Source organism: Sphingomonas sp. 22176 (genome assembly GCF_052045505.1).
Taxonomy (GTDB): Bacteria; Pseudomonadota; Alphaproteobacteria; order Sphingomonadales; family Sphingomonadaceae; genus Sphingomonas.
Genome location: NZ_JBQEPL010000006.1, coordinates 50,957 through 66,547, shown reverse-complemented (window position 1 = coordinate 66,547; position 15,591 = coordinate 50,957). Strand labels below are relative to the sequence as shown.

11 protein-coding genes are annotated in these 15,591 nt (G+C 67.0%); 2 read left to right on the top strand and 9 right to left on the bottom strand.

Going from position 1 to position 15,591, the window contains the following annotated elements:
- Nucleotides 1–125: 125 nt before the first annotated feature.
- The 5 genes from ACTJKY_RS17375 to ACTJKY_RS17355 all read right to left on the bottom strand — a co-directional run bounded on the left by ACTJKY_RS17375 (nt 126) and on the right by ACTJKY_RS17355 (nt 8,598).
- The gene (locus ACTJKY_RS17375; protein WP_440847367.1) at nt 126–2,372 is read right to left on the bottom strand and encodes a TonB-dependent receptor; all 2,247 of its coding nucleotides are present in this window, start codon (nt 2,370–2,372) and stop codon (nt 126–128) included.
- Nucleotides 2,373–2,563: 191 nt separating this feature from the next.
- Nucleotides 2,564–4,951, bottom strand: coding sequence for a glycoside hydrolase family 31 protein (locus tag ACTJKY_RS17370; protein WP_440847366.1), 2,388 nt, complete (start codon nt 4,949–4,951; stop codon nt 2,564–2,566).
- A complete protein-coding gene (locus tag ACTJKY_RS17365) occupies nt 4,948–6,204 on the bottom strand; it encodes an MFS transporter (protein ID WP_440847365.1) in 1,257 nt (418 codons plus the stop codon). Before ACTJKY_RS17365 ends, ACTJKY_RS17370 begins: the two co-directional genes overlap by 4 nt.
- An 85-nt stretch (nt 6,205–6,289) precedes the next feature.
- Nucleotides 6,290–7,072 carry a DeoR/GlpR family DNA-binding transcription regulator gene (locus tag ACTJKY_RS17360; protein WP_440847364.1) on the bottom strand — a complete coding sequence of 261 codons (783 nt, stop codon included), beginning with the start codon at nt 7,070–7,072 and terminating at the stop codon, nt 6,290–6,292.
- Entirely contained in the window at nt 7,072–8,598 is a 1,527-nt protein-coding gene (locus tag ACTJKY_RS17355) for a glycerol-3-phosphate dehydrogenase (protein ID WP_440847362.1), read from the bottom strand. Before ACTJKY_RS17355 ends, ACTJKY_RS17360 begins: the two co-directional genes overlap by 1 nt.
- 113 nt (nt 8,599–8,711) lie before the next feature.
- On the opposite strand from ACTJKY_RS17355, the gene glpK reads away from it, so the two are divergent.
- Complete coding sequence (gene glpK, locus ACTJKY_RS17350; protein ID WP_440847361.1) at nt 8,712–10,196, top strand: glycerol kinase GlpK; 1,485 nt, start codon at nt 8,712–8,714, stop codon at nt 10,194–10,196.
- Between the two features lie 34 nt (nt 10,197–10,230).
- On the top strand, nt 10,231–10,716 hold the full coding sequence (locus ACTJKY_RS17345; RefSeq protein WP_440847360.1) for an SRPBCC domain-containing protein: 486 nt from the start codon (nt 10,231–10,233) through the stop codon (nt 10,714–10,716).
- A gap of 49 nt (nt 10,717–10,765) precedes the next feature.
- On the opposite strand, the gene ACTJKY_RS17340 is transcribed toward ACTJKY_RS17345, so the two are convergent.
- The 4 genes from ACTJKY_RS17340 to ACTJKY_RS17325 form a co-directional block, all read right to left on the bottom strand.
- Nucleotides 10,766–12,223 carry a carbohydrate porin gene (locus tag ACTJKY_RS17340; protein ID WP_440847359.1) on the bottom strand — a complete coding sequence of 486 codons (1,458 nt, stop codon included), beginning with the start codon at nt 12,221–12,223 and terminating at the stop codon, nt 10,766–10,768.
- Nucleotides 12,224–12,390: 167 nt separating this feature from the next.
- Complete coding sequence (locus ACTJKY_RS17335; RefSeq protein ID WP_440847358.1) at nt 12,391–13,470, bottom strand: helix-turn-helix domain-containing protein; 1,080 nt, start codon at nt 13,468–13,470, stop codon at nt 12,391–12,393.
- Nucleotides 13,471–13,540: 70 nt separating this feature from the next.
- A complete protein-coding gene (locus ACTJKY_RS17330) occupies nt 13,541–14,467 on the bottom strand; it encodes a VOC family protein (RefSeq protein WP_440847357.1) in 927 nt (308 codons plus the stop codon).
- A 67-nt stretch (nt 14,468–14,534) separates the two neighbouring features.
- Nucleotides 14,535–15,542, bottom strand: coding sequence for a LacI family DNA-binding transcriptional regulator (locus ACTJKY_RS17325; protein ID WP_440847356.1), 1,008 nt, complete (start codon nt 15,540–15,542; stop codon nt 14,535–14,537).
- Between the last annotated feature and the right edge of the window lie 49 nt (nt 15,543–15,591).

Below are 15,591 nucleotides of genomic sequence, written 5' to 3'. Positions count from 1 at the left end.
CGTTTGCCAACAACGAAAACCTGTGTTGCCTCAAAGCCACAATAGAGAAAACGATTGCATTTGATCATAAAAAAAGGGCGGAAGCAGCGCTTCCGCCCTCGATTAGCTCTTGGCGAAAAGTATGATCAGTAATTCAGACCGAAACGGATGCCGGCGTAGCGACGGAAGTCGCGCGGCAGCACCGCCTGCGTCGCGAGCACAAATGCGCTTCCCGCGACGGGCGCGATGTTGAAGTTGCCGGCAGAGTTCACCACGGAACCATAATACTGCTTGTCGAACAGGTTGTTGACGAACAGCGCGGCCTCCCACGCCCGCTTGTGGTCTCGGATGCCTGCACTCAGGTTGAAGATGCTGTAGGCGGGCTGGAACTGCTCCGGGTCGCGCGCCGCGAAATAGACGCTACCCTGATATTGCCAGCTGGCCTGCAGAACGCCGTTGAGCTTCTCGGTAACCGCTGGTGCGTACTCGATGCTGGCCGAGGTCTTCCACTCGGGAGACTGCACGGCGCGCGTGCCAGTCAACACCTGATAGCCGGTGGTGCCCTTCGGGATGCAGCCCGCTGCAAGCGTCTGACGCGGATAGCACGGTGCCGCCGGGAAAGACGTATAAGTGGCATCAAGGTATGTCGCCGCGCCGCTGATCGTCAGATCACGCGTCACACGTACCGCACTTTCGAACTCCAGGCCCTTGGTGTTGAGGCCGCCGACATTGGTGAGGCGGAAGTTCGCTGTACCGTCCGGCAGCGGCTCCAGCGTCTGTGCCTGCAGATTCTTATAGTTGGTATCGAAATAGGTGACGTTGAAGGTCATGTGGCGATCGAAGAACTGGGTGCGGATACCGAACTCCTTGTCCTTCGACGTCTCCGGCTTGATCGGGCCGGCATTAGCACGGAGCTGGTTGAAGCCGGTGGTCAGATCGTAGGTCTGGCCCTTGTAGCCGGTCGCATAGCTGCCGAACACCATGATGTCCCGGGTCGCCTGATATTGCAGACCCAAACGATAGGTGGTCGCGTTGTCGCTGGCGTGGCCGTTCCAGCTTCCCTTCGCGCGATTATCGGTGAAGGTATATTGGACGCGCTCATTTTGCGCACGACCGCCGACCGTCGCGGTGAGATTCTTCACGAACTCCCAGTCGATCTGACCGAAGGCCGCAATCTGGCGCGATCCCGAGGTCGCGTACCAGTCTGCCGGAGAGAATGCCGGACCGCGCAGGAACGGCCGCTTGAAGGCGGTGTTCGCGTAGTAGATACCGAGCGCGTATCGGAACGCATCGGTGCCCGGCGACAGCAGTCGGATTTCCTGCGTGAACAGTCGCGACTTGAACGCGCCGATCTGCGTGTTCGTACCAAAAAGGCCGGGCGCAGACGTGTCGTCATGATCGAGATAGTCGTCGAGGCGGAAACGGTCGTACGACGTGAGCCCGAGGATATTCATCTTGCCGATGTTGACGTCGGTGCGGAGCATCGTGCCCCAGCCCCAATATTTCGTCCGCGAGTCGTAGTTGTTGCTGACGGTCTGGTTGGACGGCCCCACCTGCACGCCGGGCAGCACCACCGCCGGCTTCAGACCGGGCTGGGCACGCAGATAGCCGTTGGGGTCCAGGCGAATGAACGGACGACCGACCGTCGTGTTACCGTTCAGATAGTTGCCCGAAAGCGTGAAGGTGACGTCCGGCGTTGCCCTCCAGCGCAGCTTGCCGCGGCTGTTGAGGGTTTCGCGTCCATTCACCTGCTTGCCGTTGAACAGGTTCTTAACGTTGCCATCCCAGTTGGAATAGCTGGCGGAGAAGACATAGCCCAGCTTGTCGTTGATCGGGCCAGTTACGCTGAAGCTGCCACCATATTCGCTGTCATCGGTGGCGAGCAGGTTCGCCTTGACGTGAAAATCGTTGGTCGGCTGCGTCGTCATGATCTTGATCAGACCGGCCGAGGCGGCCTTGCCGTACAGCGTGCTCTGCGGACCGCGCAGCACTTCGATCTGCGCGACATCGGGGAGATCGGTAAAGGCACGAGCCTGAAAGGCGAGCGGCACGCCGTCAACCGTCACCGCCACCGACGACTCGACACCGATGCCAAAAGCAAAGGTGCCGACGCCCCGCAGCGATACGTTCGAATTGACCGGATGCTCGGCCGGACGGATGGTCAGCGAGGGCGCGACCTTGCCGAGATCCTGGAAGTTGCGAACGCCCTGGGCTTCGAGCTGTGCGGGCGTCACCACCTGCACCGCGAGCGGCACGTTCTGGATGTTTTCGAAGCGCTTCTGCGCGGTGGTCGTAACGATGATCTCGCCATCGTCCTGCGCCATCTTGCCGGCCGACTGGGCCGCGGCGGCACCGGCGACGACCGTCGTCGCGGCGGATGTGTCGACGGTCATAGTCTGAGCGTGGGCGCTGCTCGCCATGCAAGCCGCAACTATAGCGGCATGCGCGACCGATATCTGGTAACCTTTCATTAATGCTCCCCTTGTCCGGCAGGGTTTCTACCCGCACTTCTTTTTAGACACTCGGACAATAGGTTCCCTGACACTGTGAGAAATATCGGGGAAACACGGTACACGATCGTTTTTTACTTCACATAGCCCCCGATATGTTGCGACGTTGCAACACTGACACCGTTGCCACCTTCGACAACGATCGGGCGGTGGTCGTTACTTGGCAACAACAAGGTTATATCCGTGGCGCCCAATTGCGTACCATTCACGGTCACATGGACCCGGACACGGTCGGCCTCCGCCACACCCTGCACCTGCCAGCGCAGCGCCTCGCCGCCATCGCTTCCGGCGTCTTCGATCGGCCCGCAGGCAAAGCCGCCTTCGCGCGGCGGGAACAGCCACAGGCCGCGGCGCGCAGCACCGGGGCGCCAGCCGCCGTCCGCGAGGTCGACCAGCATCGCCGAGCCCGCGCGCGCGAACAGCGGCGGCGGCCCGTCCAGCGGCGCAGCGACCGTCACCCAGGCACCGCCGGTGAAGGTTTTGCCGGTCCACACATGCGTCCAGTCGGCACCCTTGGGCAGATAGACCCGCCGCTCGGTCGCCCCCTGCTCCACCACCGGCGCTGCCAGCACATCGGTGCCGAGCAGGTGCTCGTCGCTTTCGGCCCAGCATTGTGGATCCTGGGGGAACACCGCCCAGGTCGGCAGCACCATTGGCATATAGTCGGAGTGATAGCGGTGCAGCAGGTCGTAGAAGAACGGCACCAGGCGCTGGCGCAGCCGCATCAGCGCCTGGACCGCCGGGAGCGCTTCCGGGTACATCCAGGGCTCGTTGACGCTGCGATCGTCGTTCCAGCTATGGATGCTAAAGCGCGGCATCAGCACGCCCGCCTGCACCCAGCGGACCAGCAGTTCGGCATCGGGCGCCGGCCCGGCAAAGCCACCCACGTCGTGGCCGCTGTTGGATACGCCCGACAGCGCCAGCCCGATCGCCATCCGCGCATTGTAGCGCAGCGTTTTCCACTCGGTGCGGTTGTCGCCGGTCCAGGTCTGGGCGTAGCGCTGCAACCCGGCCATGCCGGCCCGCGTGACGACATAGGGGAGTTCGTCCGGCCGCGCCTCGACCTGCGCGCGGCGCGAGGCGCGCATCATCAGCAGCGGCTGCACCGGCCGCATGGCGGCGGCGGGCACCGACGTGCCGAATCCGGCGAAGCGCGCACGTGCGTCCCACACCTCATATTCGTTATTGTCGTTCCAGGTCGAACGGATGCCGTTGTCGAGCAGCGCGGCCTTCACCTGCGCGCGCCACCAGGCAGCGGCGTCGGGATTGGTGAAGTCGATATAGCTGCCGACTTCGTCCCAGAACTGCGCCTCGATCGGCTGGCCGTCCGCATCACCGACGAAATAGCCCGCCGCCGCAACCTCGTCATAGCGCGGGTGGCTGCGCAGCAGCGCCGGCTTGATGTTCGGCACCAGCTCGACGCCGGCCTCGGCATAGCTCGACACGAACGCCTTGGGATCGGGGAACTTGTCGCGGTTCCAGTGGAACACATAGCGCTTGTCGCCGATCGAGGTGTAGCCCGAGGACAAATGGAACGAGGTGCAGCCGATGTCGTGCTCGGCCAGCTTCTCCAGGAACCCGCCCATCTGCGCCGCCGCGTCCGGCGCGTCGGTATAGGTCATGGTCGAGCCCGAATAGCCGAGCGACCAGCGCGGCATCAGCGCCGGGCGGCCGGTCAGCCAGGTGAAGCGCCGCGTCACTGCCAGGGGATCGGGGCCGGCGATCATCCACAGGTCGACATCGCCGTGGTCGGCGACCATGTGCCGGTAGAAGCCGTGATAATTGTCGAGCTCGCGCCCGAAATCGAACGCGACATCGGCCACCGTGTCATAGAAGGCGCCGTGGCAGCGGCCCTCCGCGTCGGCGACCAGCACATAGGGAATGGACTTGTACTGCGGATCGCTCGTCTCCGCGTCATAGCCCATCGGATCGAGATTGGTCAGGCGGAAGCTGCGCCCGGCGCGATTGGCGTCGCCGGTGCGGTCGCCCAGGCCGTAGAAGCGCTCGCCCGGGCGGCGCGCGACATAGTGATGCGCCTTCCCGTCCCACCAGCCGAAATCATAGGCGTGGGTCGGGCGGTCCTCGGCCATCGGCACCCAGGCGTCGCCGTCGCGCTGCTCCCAGCGGCAGTGGAGGCCGTGCAGCCGTGCGGTGAGGCGGATGCGGTCCGTCTCCAGCACCAGCTGCTCGGCATCGTGCGACAGGCGATAGTCCGGGCAGGTGAAGCCCGTCACGTCCATCCGGTCGCGACCCGGCTCGGCAATGTCCTCCTGCCCCGGTGCGATCGCCCAGCTCGGCGGGCAGGTGACGGCACCGGTCGCCAGCAGCAGCAGCCGCACCATGTCCTGCTCGAGCACGAACAAATGCGCGACCGCGCCGGTATCGGACTTCAGCGTGATCCGCCCCTGCCCCTCCTCGGCGAGGGAAAAACGCGGGGGATTGGAAAGCGTGGCGCGTCTCATTTCACGGGCTCCGGAAGGCGAAGATGGCGCAGGCCGGCGATCAGCACGACGGCGCCGATAATGTCGAAGACGGAAAGCATGCCGAATAGCGGCGCATAGCCGACGGTATCGGCCAGCTGCCCGATCAGCAGCGAGAAGAGCAGCCCGCCGACCCAGCCGGCCTGGCCGATAAAGCCGTTGGCGGCGCCGACTTCCTCGGGCGTGAACACGTCGGCCGAAAGCGTGTTGATCAGCACCGAGATCATCTGGTGGGCAAAGCCGCCGATGCAGAACAGCGCGATCGCCGAATAGGGGCTCGACACCAAGCCGATGCACCCCGGCGCGATCATCAGCACCGCCGCCAGTGCGACGCCGACGACGCGCGAGGCGATCAGCGGCAGGCGGAAGCGCGCCACCAGGAAGGGCGAGAGATAGCCGCCCAGCACCCCGCCCAGATCGGCGGCGAGGAAAGGCAGCCAGGCGAACAGCGCGATCTGCTTGAGGTCCATGCCGCGCTCGGTGGCGAGGTAGAGCGGGATCCAGAAGCTGAAGGTCTGCCAGGCCGGCTCGGCCAGGAAGCGCGGCACGGCGATGATCCAGAAGCGCGCGGTGCCCAGGATCTCGCGCGCCGAAGCACGCCGGGCAAGCGGCTTGGGCCGCCCCTCGGCGATCAGCGTGCGCTCCTTGTCGGTAATCTTGGGATGATTGCCGGGGCTGCGGTAGAACACCCACCAGGCGAGCGACCACAGCAGCCCAACCGCGCCGGTGACCACGAAGGCCATCCGCCAGTCGGTGTAGATCATCACGATCGCCACCACCGGCGGCGCCAGCAACGCGCCGAGCGAGGTGCCGGCATTGAACCAGCCGACTGCCACCGAACGCTCGCGCGCCGGAAACCATTCGGCGATCGCCTTGATGCCCGAAGGGATAGCGGCGGCTTCGAACATGCCGAGCAGGCCGCGGAAGAACACCAGCCCCAGCCACCCCGCCGCCAGCGCGTGGAGCATGTTGGCGACCGACCACGCCGCGCCGAACAGCGCGAAGCCGGCGCGCAGCCCGATGCGATCGACGATCATCCCCGCGATCGGCTGCATCACCGTATAGGCGAGCTGGAAGCCGCCGACGACATAGCTGTATTGCTGCGTTGTCATGTGCAGCACGGTCTTCAGCTCGGGTGCGAGCACGCCCAGTGAGTTACGCGCAAGATAATTGGCAATGGTGCCAGCACAGATCAGCCCGACGATCCACCAGCGAAGATGGGCAATACGCCGCATAAACCTTTCACTGCCCTCTCTGAACGGCTCCCCGGCCATTCTTTTCTTCGACCCCGCCCAATCCTGCACGGATTGGCCTGACCAATCAAGCGTCGGTTTGCGTAATCTTTACTTGGCCGGTCGCGCAGGCGGCGGCGATACCGGGGTGTAGGAGGCGATCGGTGACCAAATGATCAACGACGTCGATCTCGGCGATCCGCACCGGCGCGGGGCGGCCGAACTTGGTCTGGTCGGTCGCGAGGATCACGGTGCGCGCCTGTTCGATGATCGTCTGCGACACGCGCACCTCGTCCATGTCGAAGTCGAGCAGCGTGCCTTCCCCGTCGATCGCCGAGGCGCCGATCAGCGCGTAATCGAGCTTGAAGCCGCGCAGGAAATCCATCGCCAGCGCGCCCACCACCGCGCGGTCGCTGGCACGCACCCGGCCGCCTGCTACCACCACTTCGATCGTCGGCACGCCGCCGAGGATGTCGGCGACGTTGAGATTGTTGGTCACCACCAGCAGATGGCGGTGCTGGACGAGGGCGCGGGCGATCGCCTCGGTGGTGGTGCCGATATTGATGAACAGGCTGGCACCGTCCGGCACCAGCGCCGCCGCCGCGATGCCGATCGCCGCCTTGGCATCGGCCGCGACCTGGCGGCGGGCCTCGCGATCGAGATTGTCGACCCCCGAGGTCACCACCGCGCCGCCATGGACGCGTGAGAGCATCGCCTGCTTGGCAAGCTGGTTCAGATCGCGCCGGATCGTCTGCGGCGTCACTTCCAGCGCCGTCGCCAGCGCCTCGACGCTCACGCTGCCGGTGCGGCGGGCGAGTTCGAGGATCCGCGCATGGCGCCCAGCGACCAGATCGGGCAGATCCTCGGCCATCAGGCCGACCGCGCCATCCGCCGGGGCTCGCCCGCGAGATAGGCCGCGAGCCGCTCCGCCGTTCCCTCCGGTACGTGCAGCCCCAGCTTGCTGCGGCGATACAGGATGTCCTCGGCGGTAATGGCCCATTCGTTGGCGCGCAGATAGTCGACCTCGCGCAGCGTCAGCCCGCCGCCGAGATCCGCGCCCAGATCGAACGGCGTCATCGCATTGCCGAGCAGCGCCTCCACCCGCGTGCCATAGGCGCGCGCCAGTCGCCGCAGCAGCTCCGCGGGCATGCCGGGCCGCGCATGCTGGAGATTGGCCACGAAGCGATCGAAGTCCCCCTCGGGCAGGTCGCCGCCGGGCAGCACCGCACCTGCGGTCCAGGCCCCCGGCGCGTGCGGAAAGAAGCGCGCCAGCTCGGCCATCGCGTGCTCGGCGAGCTTGCGATAGGTGGTGATCTTGCCGCCGAAGATGCTCAGCATCGGCGCGCGATCGTCGTCGCCGTCGAGATCGAGCACATAGTCGCGCGTCACCGCCGAGGCGCTGCCCGCCTTGTCGTCATAGAGCGGACGGATGCCGGCATAGCTCCACACCACGTCCTTTTCCGACGGGGGATCGTCGAAATAGCACGCGGCGGTGTCGAGCAGGTAGCGGGTTTCCTCGGCGCTGATCTGCGCCTTGCCGGGCGCGCCTTCCCACACCTGGTCGGTGGTGCCGATCAGCGTGTACTTGCCCTCATAGGGGACGGTGAAGACGATCCGACGATCCGGGTTCTGCAGCATGAAGGCATGGTCGCCCGGATAGAGCCTGGGCACGACGAGATGGCTGCCCTTGACCAGCCGCAGCCCGCGATCGGCGACCACGTCGGGCACGCGGCCCAGCACGTCCGCCACCCAGGGCCCCGCCGCATTGACCAGCGCCTTGGCGCGCACCGTGCGTTCGCCGGTCTCGTCGGCGATGGTCGCGATCCATTCGCGCCCGTCGCGACGCGCGCCGACCAGCGCGGTGCGGGTGCGGATGTCCGCGCCCTTCTCGGCCGCGTCCACCGCGTTGAGCACCACCAGCCGGCTGTCTTCCACCCAGCAGTCCGAATAGACGAAGGCCTTGCCCTTGGCGGTCTTGAGCCCGCGACCGAACGGCGTGCGCGCAAGGTCGATCGTGTCGGTGCCCGGCAGCTTCTTCCGCCCGCCGAGATGGTCGTAGAGGAACAGCCCCAGCCGCACCATCCAGGCAGGGCGCGGCGACTGGGTCTGGGGCAGCACGAAGCGCAGCGGCCAGATGATGTGCGGCGCCATGCCCCACAGCCGCTCGCGCTCGATCAGCGCCTCGCGCACCAGCCGGAACTCGCCATATTCTAAATAGCGCAGCCCGCCATGGATCAGCTTGGTCGAGGCCGAAGAGGTGTGGCTGGCCAGGTCTTCCTTCTCGACCAGCAGCACCGACAGGCCCCGCCCCGCCGCGTCGCGCGCGATGCCGGCACCGTTGATGCCGCCACCCACCACCAGCAGATCGAAATGCGCGTCGGGTTGTGCGGCCGTCATCTTTCGCCTCATGTTCGCTAATTTTCGTTTATAGCAGCAAGCGAACACAAACGAAAGCGTTGACGCGCGAACGAAAATCTACGAGCGTCCGAACGAACATGGGAGGGGCTTTGGTGGACCGGAATCACATTCTCGCGATCGATCAGGGCACGACCTCGACGCGTAGCGTGATCTTCGATTCGGCCGGCCGCCGCGTCGCCACTGCGCAGACCGAGTTCGAGCAGCACTATCCCGACCAGGGCTGGGTCGAGCATGATCCCGAGACGATCTGGCGCGATGCGCTGACGACCGCGCGCGAGGCGCTGCTCAAGAGCGGCGTCGGCGTGGCGAGCATCGCGGCGATCGGCATCACCAACCAGCGCGAGACGACGCTGGTCTGGGACCGCGCCACCGGCGCGCCGATCCACCGCGCGATCGTCTGGCAGGACCGGCGCACCGCCGATCGCTGCGCCGAGCTCAAGGTCGAGGGTGTCGAGGCCGAGGTGCGGGCGCGCACCGGGCTGCTGGTCGACCCCTATTTCTCGGCGACCAAGCTCGGCTGGATCCTCGACCATGTGCCGGGCGCGCGGGCGCGCGCCGAGCGCGGCGAACTCGCTTTCGGCACGATCGACAGTTTCCTGCTCTGGCGGCTTACCAAGGGCGCCGTGCACGCGACCGACGCCACCAATGCGTCGCGCACTTCGCTGTTCAACATCCACAGCGGCGAGTGGGATGCCGAGCTGTGCCGGCTGTTCGGCATTCCCATGGCGCTGCTGCCGGCGGTGCACGACAACGCCCATGTCTATGGACACACCGATCCCGAATGGTTCGGTCTGCCGATCCCGATCGCGGGCATGGCGGGCGACCAGCAGGCGGCGCTGTTCGGCCAATGCTGCTTCGCGCCGGGCACCGCCAAGTCGACCTATGGCACCGGCTGCTTCCTGCTGCTCAACACCGGCGACAAGGCGGTCGCCTCCGAGCACCGGATGCTCACCACCCCCGCCTACCGCATCAACGGGCGGACCTCCTATGCGCTGGAAGGCTCGATCTTCGTCGCCGGTGCCGCGATCAAATGGCTGCGCGACGGCATCGGGGTGATCACCCACGCTGGCCAGACCAACGACATGGCGACGCGCGTATCGGACAACCACGGCGTCTACATGGTCCCGGCGTTCGTCGGCCTCGGCGCGCCGCATTGGGATCCCGAGGCGCGCGGCGCGATTTTCGGGCTGACCCTCAGCGCCACCCAGGCGCACCTCGCCCGCGCCGCGCTCGAGGCAGTGGCCTACCAGACCTACGATCTGGTCGCGGCGATGGTGCAGGATGGCGGCGTGCGACCGGCGATGCTGCGCGTCGACGGCGGCATGGCGGCGAACGACTGGCTGTGCCGCTTCCTCGCGGACATCCTCGATGTGGCGGTCGAGCGGCCCGACGATCTGGAGACCACCGCGCGCGGCGCCGCCATCCATGCCGGGCTGGCGGTGGGGCTATGGTCGGGGCTGGACGAGCTGTCGGCGATCTGGTCGCGCCAGGCGTGTTTCGAGCCGGCGATGGAAGCCGGGCACCGCACCACGCTGCTAGCGGGCTGGCATGATGCCCTGCGGCGGACACTGGGGTGAATCGTAGAGGAACTCAAACGCAAGGAGCAGTCGGATGGGCCTGAGCATGCAGGATGACGCGACGTCGCGGACCAAGGTCGAACGCACCTCGGACGTGGACATGGTGGTCCGGCGGACCTTCGACGCGCCGGCCCGGCTGGTCTTCCAGGCTTGGAGCGACGCCGAGCTGTTTCGCCGCTGGTGGGTGCCCGCCTCAGCCCCCATCCGCCTACGGCACTGCGAGATGGAGGTGCGCACCGGCGGCAGCTACCGGCTCGAATTCGGCGAGGACGAGGGGCCGGTGCACGCCTTTTTCGGCCGCTATGTCGAAGTGGTGCCGAACGAGAAGATCGTCTGGACCAACGAGGAAAGCGACGACGGCGCGCTGACCACGGTCACCTTCGAGGAAGCCGACGGCAAGACGCTGGTCACCTATCATGACCGCCACGGATCGAAGGAGGCGCTCGACGCAGCCTTCGAGGACATGGAAGGTGGGATCGCCGAGCAGTTCGACCAGTTGGCGGCCGTGCTGGCGGAGTGACACGCTTCTTCTAAGCCCCCCCCTGAAGGGGAGGGGCTAAGGAGCACGCTTACAACGTCACCGCGAACTTCAGCCCGAGCACGCCGACATCCTTGGCGTTCTTCACCCCGCCGGGCTGGTGGATCCACTGCACATTGGGCTGAACCACCAGCCATTCGGTCGGCGAGACGCTGTAATAGAGCTCCGCCGCATATTCGGCATCGCGCGCCGGCTTGCCCGCTAGGCGATCCGCCGTGTCGATCCGCCCGTTCACATTGGTCCGCGCGACCGCCAGGCCGATCACGTCGCCCGGCAGCCTCGGCGCGAGGCCCTTGTAGAACAGGCCCAGCGAGACTTGGTTGTCGGTCAGCGAGGTTGCGCGATCGGCGAAGGTGACGTTGGCGAACATGCTGAAGCCGGTCAGCGAGCGCCCATCCTTCGAGGTGCCGGTCAGCTGCTGCTGGACGCTGGCGAACCCGCCGTAGCGGCTCGAATGCTGGAGCGGCGCCAGCCCCGTCACCGCGCGCGGCTGGCGGTTGATGTCGAGCACCAGATCGTCGCCATCGGCGGTCGAGATCCAGCCGCCCAGCTTGTACGAACCGACATGCCCCTTGTCGCCGCCGCGCGTCCAGCCGATCTCGGCGGGGAGCAGCACGCCGGTCGCGCCCTTGAAATGGCCGATGAAGAAGGTGCTCTCCAGGTTGCGCGGGTTCACCTCATAGGCGCCGCCCTGGACATAGACGCCGGGCGCCACGTCGACATGGACGTTGGCGCCCCATTGGCTGACCGGCCAGTTGTACCAATAGTCGCCGACGAGGTTGCCCGGCTGCGCGCCGCAGAAGCTCAGATTCTGGAAGTGGCAGGAGAAGACCGCGAAATCCTCGCCGGGATTGGTGCGGCCCAGCTTCACTTCCACCTTGTCGCCCAGCTTCTGCTGGAGCCAGAGCTGCGTCACGCGCACCGTCTGGCCGCGGCCATAGACTTCCTGCACCTGCTGCAGCGCGCCGAGGCCGGCGGTGGTGGTCAGGTCGATGCCCCTGCGCCACGTGACGGTGCCCTGCAGCGCCGCCCCGCTCCAACCGACCAACTTGCCTAGATCGAGCAACGCGCCGAAATCGAACTGGCCGGTCTCCGCCACCAGGTTGCGATCCCCGCCGGTGAAGTTGTACGCCGTTTCCGAGGCATAGCGGGCGGAGAGGCCGATACCGCGCTCGCCCATGCGGGTGCGGATATCCTGCCAGTCCCCGATGAGGCCGGGGGGCGGCGCGCTCTGCGTGTCACCGGCCAGCGACGAGGGCGATGGATCGCGCGGGTGGAGCATGTGGCTCCGCGCACGGCGCTGGGTATCCGCGCGCGGCCCGGAGCCGGCATCCGCCTGCGTCGCATCGGGCTTGGGCTTGTTCAGCTCGTCTGCCGGCGGCGGCGGTGCGCCCACGTCCACCTGCTGTGCCAGGGCGGGTATCGCCGTTCCGAACGCCATGATCGCGAGCAGAGCCCCCTGCCCCGCGCGCCAACTCCCACGCTTCATTGCATATCCTTTTATCTCGCGGCGCACCAAAGAGCCGAACGGCCATTTGGTTGCGTGGCGATGCAAGCCCGAACCCCGGGACTCGCAATCCATGCCGCATAGGGGATGAAGCGCCCTAGCGCATAGGCCCGCAGTGCAAACCTATACCAACGGCTAAGCGGCAGGGCTCAGGCCGGGAGGCGGAGCGTCTCCATCGTGCGGATCCAGTGCGGCAGCAGCACGTCGCCCGCACCGCCTTGGGGCTGGTGCAGCACCAGCCCGGCCCCGGCGCGTGCCTCGCTGGGGGTGATGCCGAACGCCGCCTTGAAGGCGCGCGAGAAGGTCGACCAGTCGGCAAAGCCCCAGCCATAGGCGATCTCGGCGATCGACTTGCCGCGCTGCGCCGGAGCGCCCAGGTCGCTCAGCACCCGCTCCAGCCGCTGGCGCCGGATGAAGTCGCCGATGCTGCCCAGCGGCGCGAAGGCGCGGTAGAGCGAGGCGCGCGACATGCCCATCGCGCGGGCGACCATGTCCGGCCCCAGCTCCGGATGCGCGAGATTGGCGCGGATGAACCGCTTGATCCGGAACAGCGCCGCCACCGCGACCGAAGCGCGCGCGCCGCTTTCCTGCAGGCTGGGCGCGATCAGCCCGCCCATCATCAGGCCCGTCGCGCGGGCCACCGCCAGCGCATCGTCCGCGCCCGCCTGCGGCAGCCGCTCGACCAGCATGCGGGCATGTTCGCCCAGCAGCTGCGCGGCCAGCGTCTCGCGGCGGAGCACCAGCCCGTGCAGCCCGTCCAGCCGCGGCTCGTCGAGCCCTAGCGCGCCATGGTGCACCACCATGCTGATATTCTCGCAGCCATCGGTGCGGGTGGCGAAGGGGCGGGTCATGTCGGCAATGCAGATGTCGCCGGGGCGGGTTACCGTAGCCTCGCCGTCGTGCAGCCGCACGTCGCCGCCGCGGGTGATGATCTGGACCAGCACCGCCTCGACCCCGGTCTGGGCGACCTTGCGGATATCGCGGTCATAGTGGAAATCCGCGCCCCACATGCGCGAGCGGCCGATCAATACCGGGCCGGCGTTGAACCCGTCGAGCCCGACGCTGAAATCGCCCCCCACCGCCTCGCGCCGCGTATCGAAGATCGGATCGACCGACTCCGCATAGGCGTCGAAGCGCAGCTCGGGCGGCGCGTTCGAGAGGGTGAAATAGGGCACGCCGGGCGTCTCCGCCCGCACCCGCAGATTCCGCTGTTCCTGCACCTGCTTCATCTACATTACATTTGTAACGCATGCGTTGCGTTTTGCACAGGATTGCCGTCCCGGCTGGGGACACGCTGCCTTACGGGTCCGGGCTTTCTGCGGTGAAGGGCGAACAGCATGGCGTACTCGCGGGCTTGAACTCCATCAGTTCCACCCGCGTGCCGTCAGGATCGTAGAAATTGGCCTGCCACTTGCCGTCCAGCCCCATCTGCGGGCCGTCATGGCGCGGGCTCAGCCGATTCTCGCGGTAGAGCGTGGTCACCGCCGCCTGCATGTTGACCACGCCCAGCGACAGATGGTTGAGCACGCCGAGCTGCCGCGCATTGACCTTGTCGACGGTCACGTCCGAGCCTTCGCCCACCATCATATATTCAAGCCAGTCGCGCCCGTCGGGAAGCTGCTGCGAGACCCAGTCGACCTTGTCTTCGTGGAAGGCGCCAAACCAATAGGGGCGGAAGCCGAGCAGCGTCCGGTAGAAGCCGTCCTGCTTCGCGCGATTGTGCACCGCATGGCCGACATGGATGATCCGGCCGCTGATCGCGCCCTTCTCCGCTGCGGTGGCGCTGCTGCCGGGCTGGACGAACTGGATCTGGTTGCCCTCGGGGTCGCGTCCGCCGAACCATTGGTCGCCGCCCTCCCCGCGCTGCACCGGGGTGAGGTCGCGGACACCGCGCGCGGCGAGCCAGCTCCGCAGCTTGGCGGCATCGGCGGTGACATAGCCGACATGGGCGAGCATGCTCGGGCCATGGTCCTTGGGTGCGGGCAGCACCTCGACGAACTGGCGCGGGCTGAAATAATAGCGGGCACCCGCCGGATCTTCGGGATCGGTACCCTTCCGCGCGCCGAGCACCACCCGGTAGAAATGGTCAGTCGCCGCCATGTCCGTCGCATAGACGGCGAGGTGCGAGATGCCGGTAATCGGCGGTCGCCCCGCGTTCGGCGGCGCGGCGCCGATCATCGTCGCGGCGATCAGGCCGAGCGCGGCAAGCTTGCGGAACATCGGCATCGTGTCTCTCCCGGGAGGCGTCGCTTTCGGTCGCCTTTCCAGGAGCATAGCACGCGCAGGCCGCGTGTCACCGGGGGTTCGGCGCGGGGCCCGTGCTGGCGCGGCGGATCAGTTCATGGGCGAGCGTCAGCTGCCGCTCGGCGGGCTCGATACCGCGCAGGATGCCGACCAGCAGCTCTACCGCGCGCCGCCCGATCATGCCCTTGGGCTGGGCGATGGTGGTGAGCGCCGGATGGAAGAAGCGCGCGAGCGGCAGATCGTCGAAGCCGATCACCGAGACGTCGCCGGGGCAGGACAGCCCCGCCGCCCCCACCGCGCTGATCGCCCCCAGCGCCATCTCGTCGCTGAAGCAGAACAAGGCGGTCACCCCTTCCGCAAGCAGCGCGCGCGCGGCGCGGTGGGCGGAGTCGGCCCCGTAATCGCCCTCCCGCAGGTGCAGCCGGTCCTCGAGCCCGTGCCGATCCGCCGCGCGCAGCACGCCCGCCAGGCGGTCGCGGCTGATCGGGCTGATCGGCGGGCCGGTGATGATGCCGATGTCGCGGTGACCGAGCGCGACCAGATGCTCGATAGCGTCGGCGCTGCCGGCGGCATTGTCGATATGCACGCTCGGCACCCCGATCTCGGGGCTGTACTCGCAGCCGTTGACGACCGGCGCCGAGGTGCCCTGCCGCGCGACCAGCGCTTCCAGGCTCGCCGGCAGCCGGTGGCCGAGGAAGACCAGCCCGTCGACCTCGCGGCGCGACAGCATCTCGGCATATTGGTCCTCGACCTCGGGATCGTGCCGCGTATCACCCAGCACCACTGCATAGCCTGCATCGCGCGCCGCTTCCTCGGCGCCGCGGATGACGCTGGCGAAGAACGGGTTGGAGATATCCGGCACGGTCAACAGGATCTTGGCGGCGCGCAGCGTGCGCAGCGTCCGCGCCGCGACATTCGGCCGATAGTCGAGCGCCTCGACAACCTCCATCACCCGCGCCCGCGTCGCTTCCGCCACCCGCCCCGGCTGGCTGAGCACGCGCGACACCGTGGCGGTGGAAACGCCTGCGGCCGCGGCGACTTCGATAATCGTAGCCATGCAGATATCTTTGTAGCGTGCGGCGGGCCGTGTCGAGCCCCGCTAATGT

Bases quoted from the DNA above. Each gene is read 5' to 3' on its own strand.
- ACTJKY_RS17375 (WP_440847367.1), bottom strand. From the start codon at position 2,372: ATGACCGTCGACACATCCGCCGCGACGACGGTCGTCGCCGGTGCCGCC.
- ACTJKY_RS17370 (WP_440847366.1), bottom strand. From the start codon at position 4,951: ATGAGACGCGCCACGCTTTCCAATCCCCCGCGTTTTTCCCTCGCCGAG.
- ACTJKY_RS17365 (WP_440847365.1), bottom strand. From the start codon at position 6,204: ATGCGGCGTATTGCCCATCTTCGCTGGTGGATCGTCGGGCTGATCTGT.
- ACTJKY_RS17360 (WP_440847364.1), bottom strand. From the start codon at position 7,072: ATGGCCGAGGATCTGCCCGATCTGGTCGCTGGGCGCCATGCGCGGATC.
- ACTJKY_RS17355 (WP_440847362.1), bottom strand. From the start codon at position 8,598: ATGACGGCCGCACAACCCGACGCGCATTTCGATCTGCTGGTGGTGGGT.
- ACTJKY_RS17345 (WP_440847360.1), top strand. From the start codon at position 10,231: ATGGGCCTGAGCATGCAGGATGACGCGACGTCGCGGACCAAGGTCGAA.
- ACTJKY_RS17340 (WP_440847359.1), bottom strand. From the start codon at position 12,223: ATGAAGCGTGGGAGTTGGCGCGCGGGGCAGGGGGCTCTGCTCGCGATC.
- ACTJKY_RS17335 (WP_440847358.1), bottom strand. From the start codon at position 13,470: ATGAAGCAGGTGCAGGAACAGCGGAATCTGCGGGTGCGGGCGGAGACG.
- ACTJKY_RS17330 (WP_440847357.1), bottom strand. From the start codon at position 14,467: ATGCCGATGTTCCGCAAGCTTGCCGCGCTCGGCCTGATCGCCGCGACG.
- ACTJKY_RS17325 (WP_440847356.1), bottom strand. From the start codon at position 15,542: ATGGCTACGATTATCGAAGTCGCCGCGGCCGCAGGCGTTTCCACCGCC.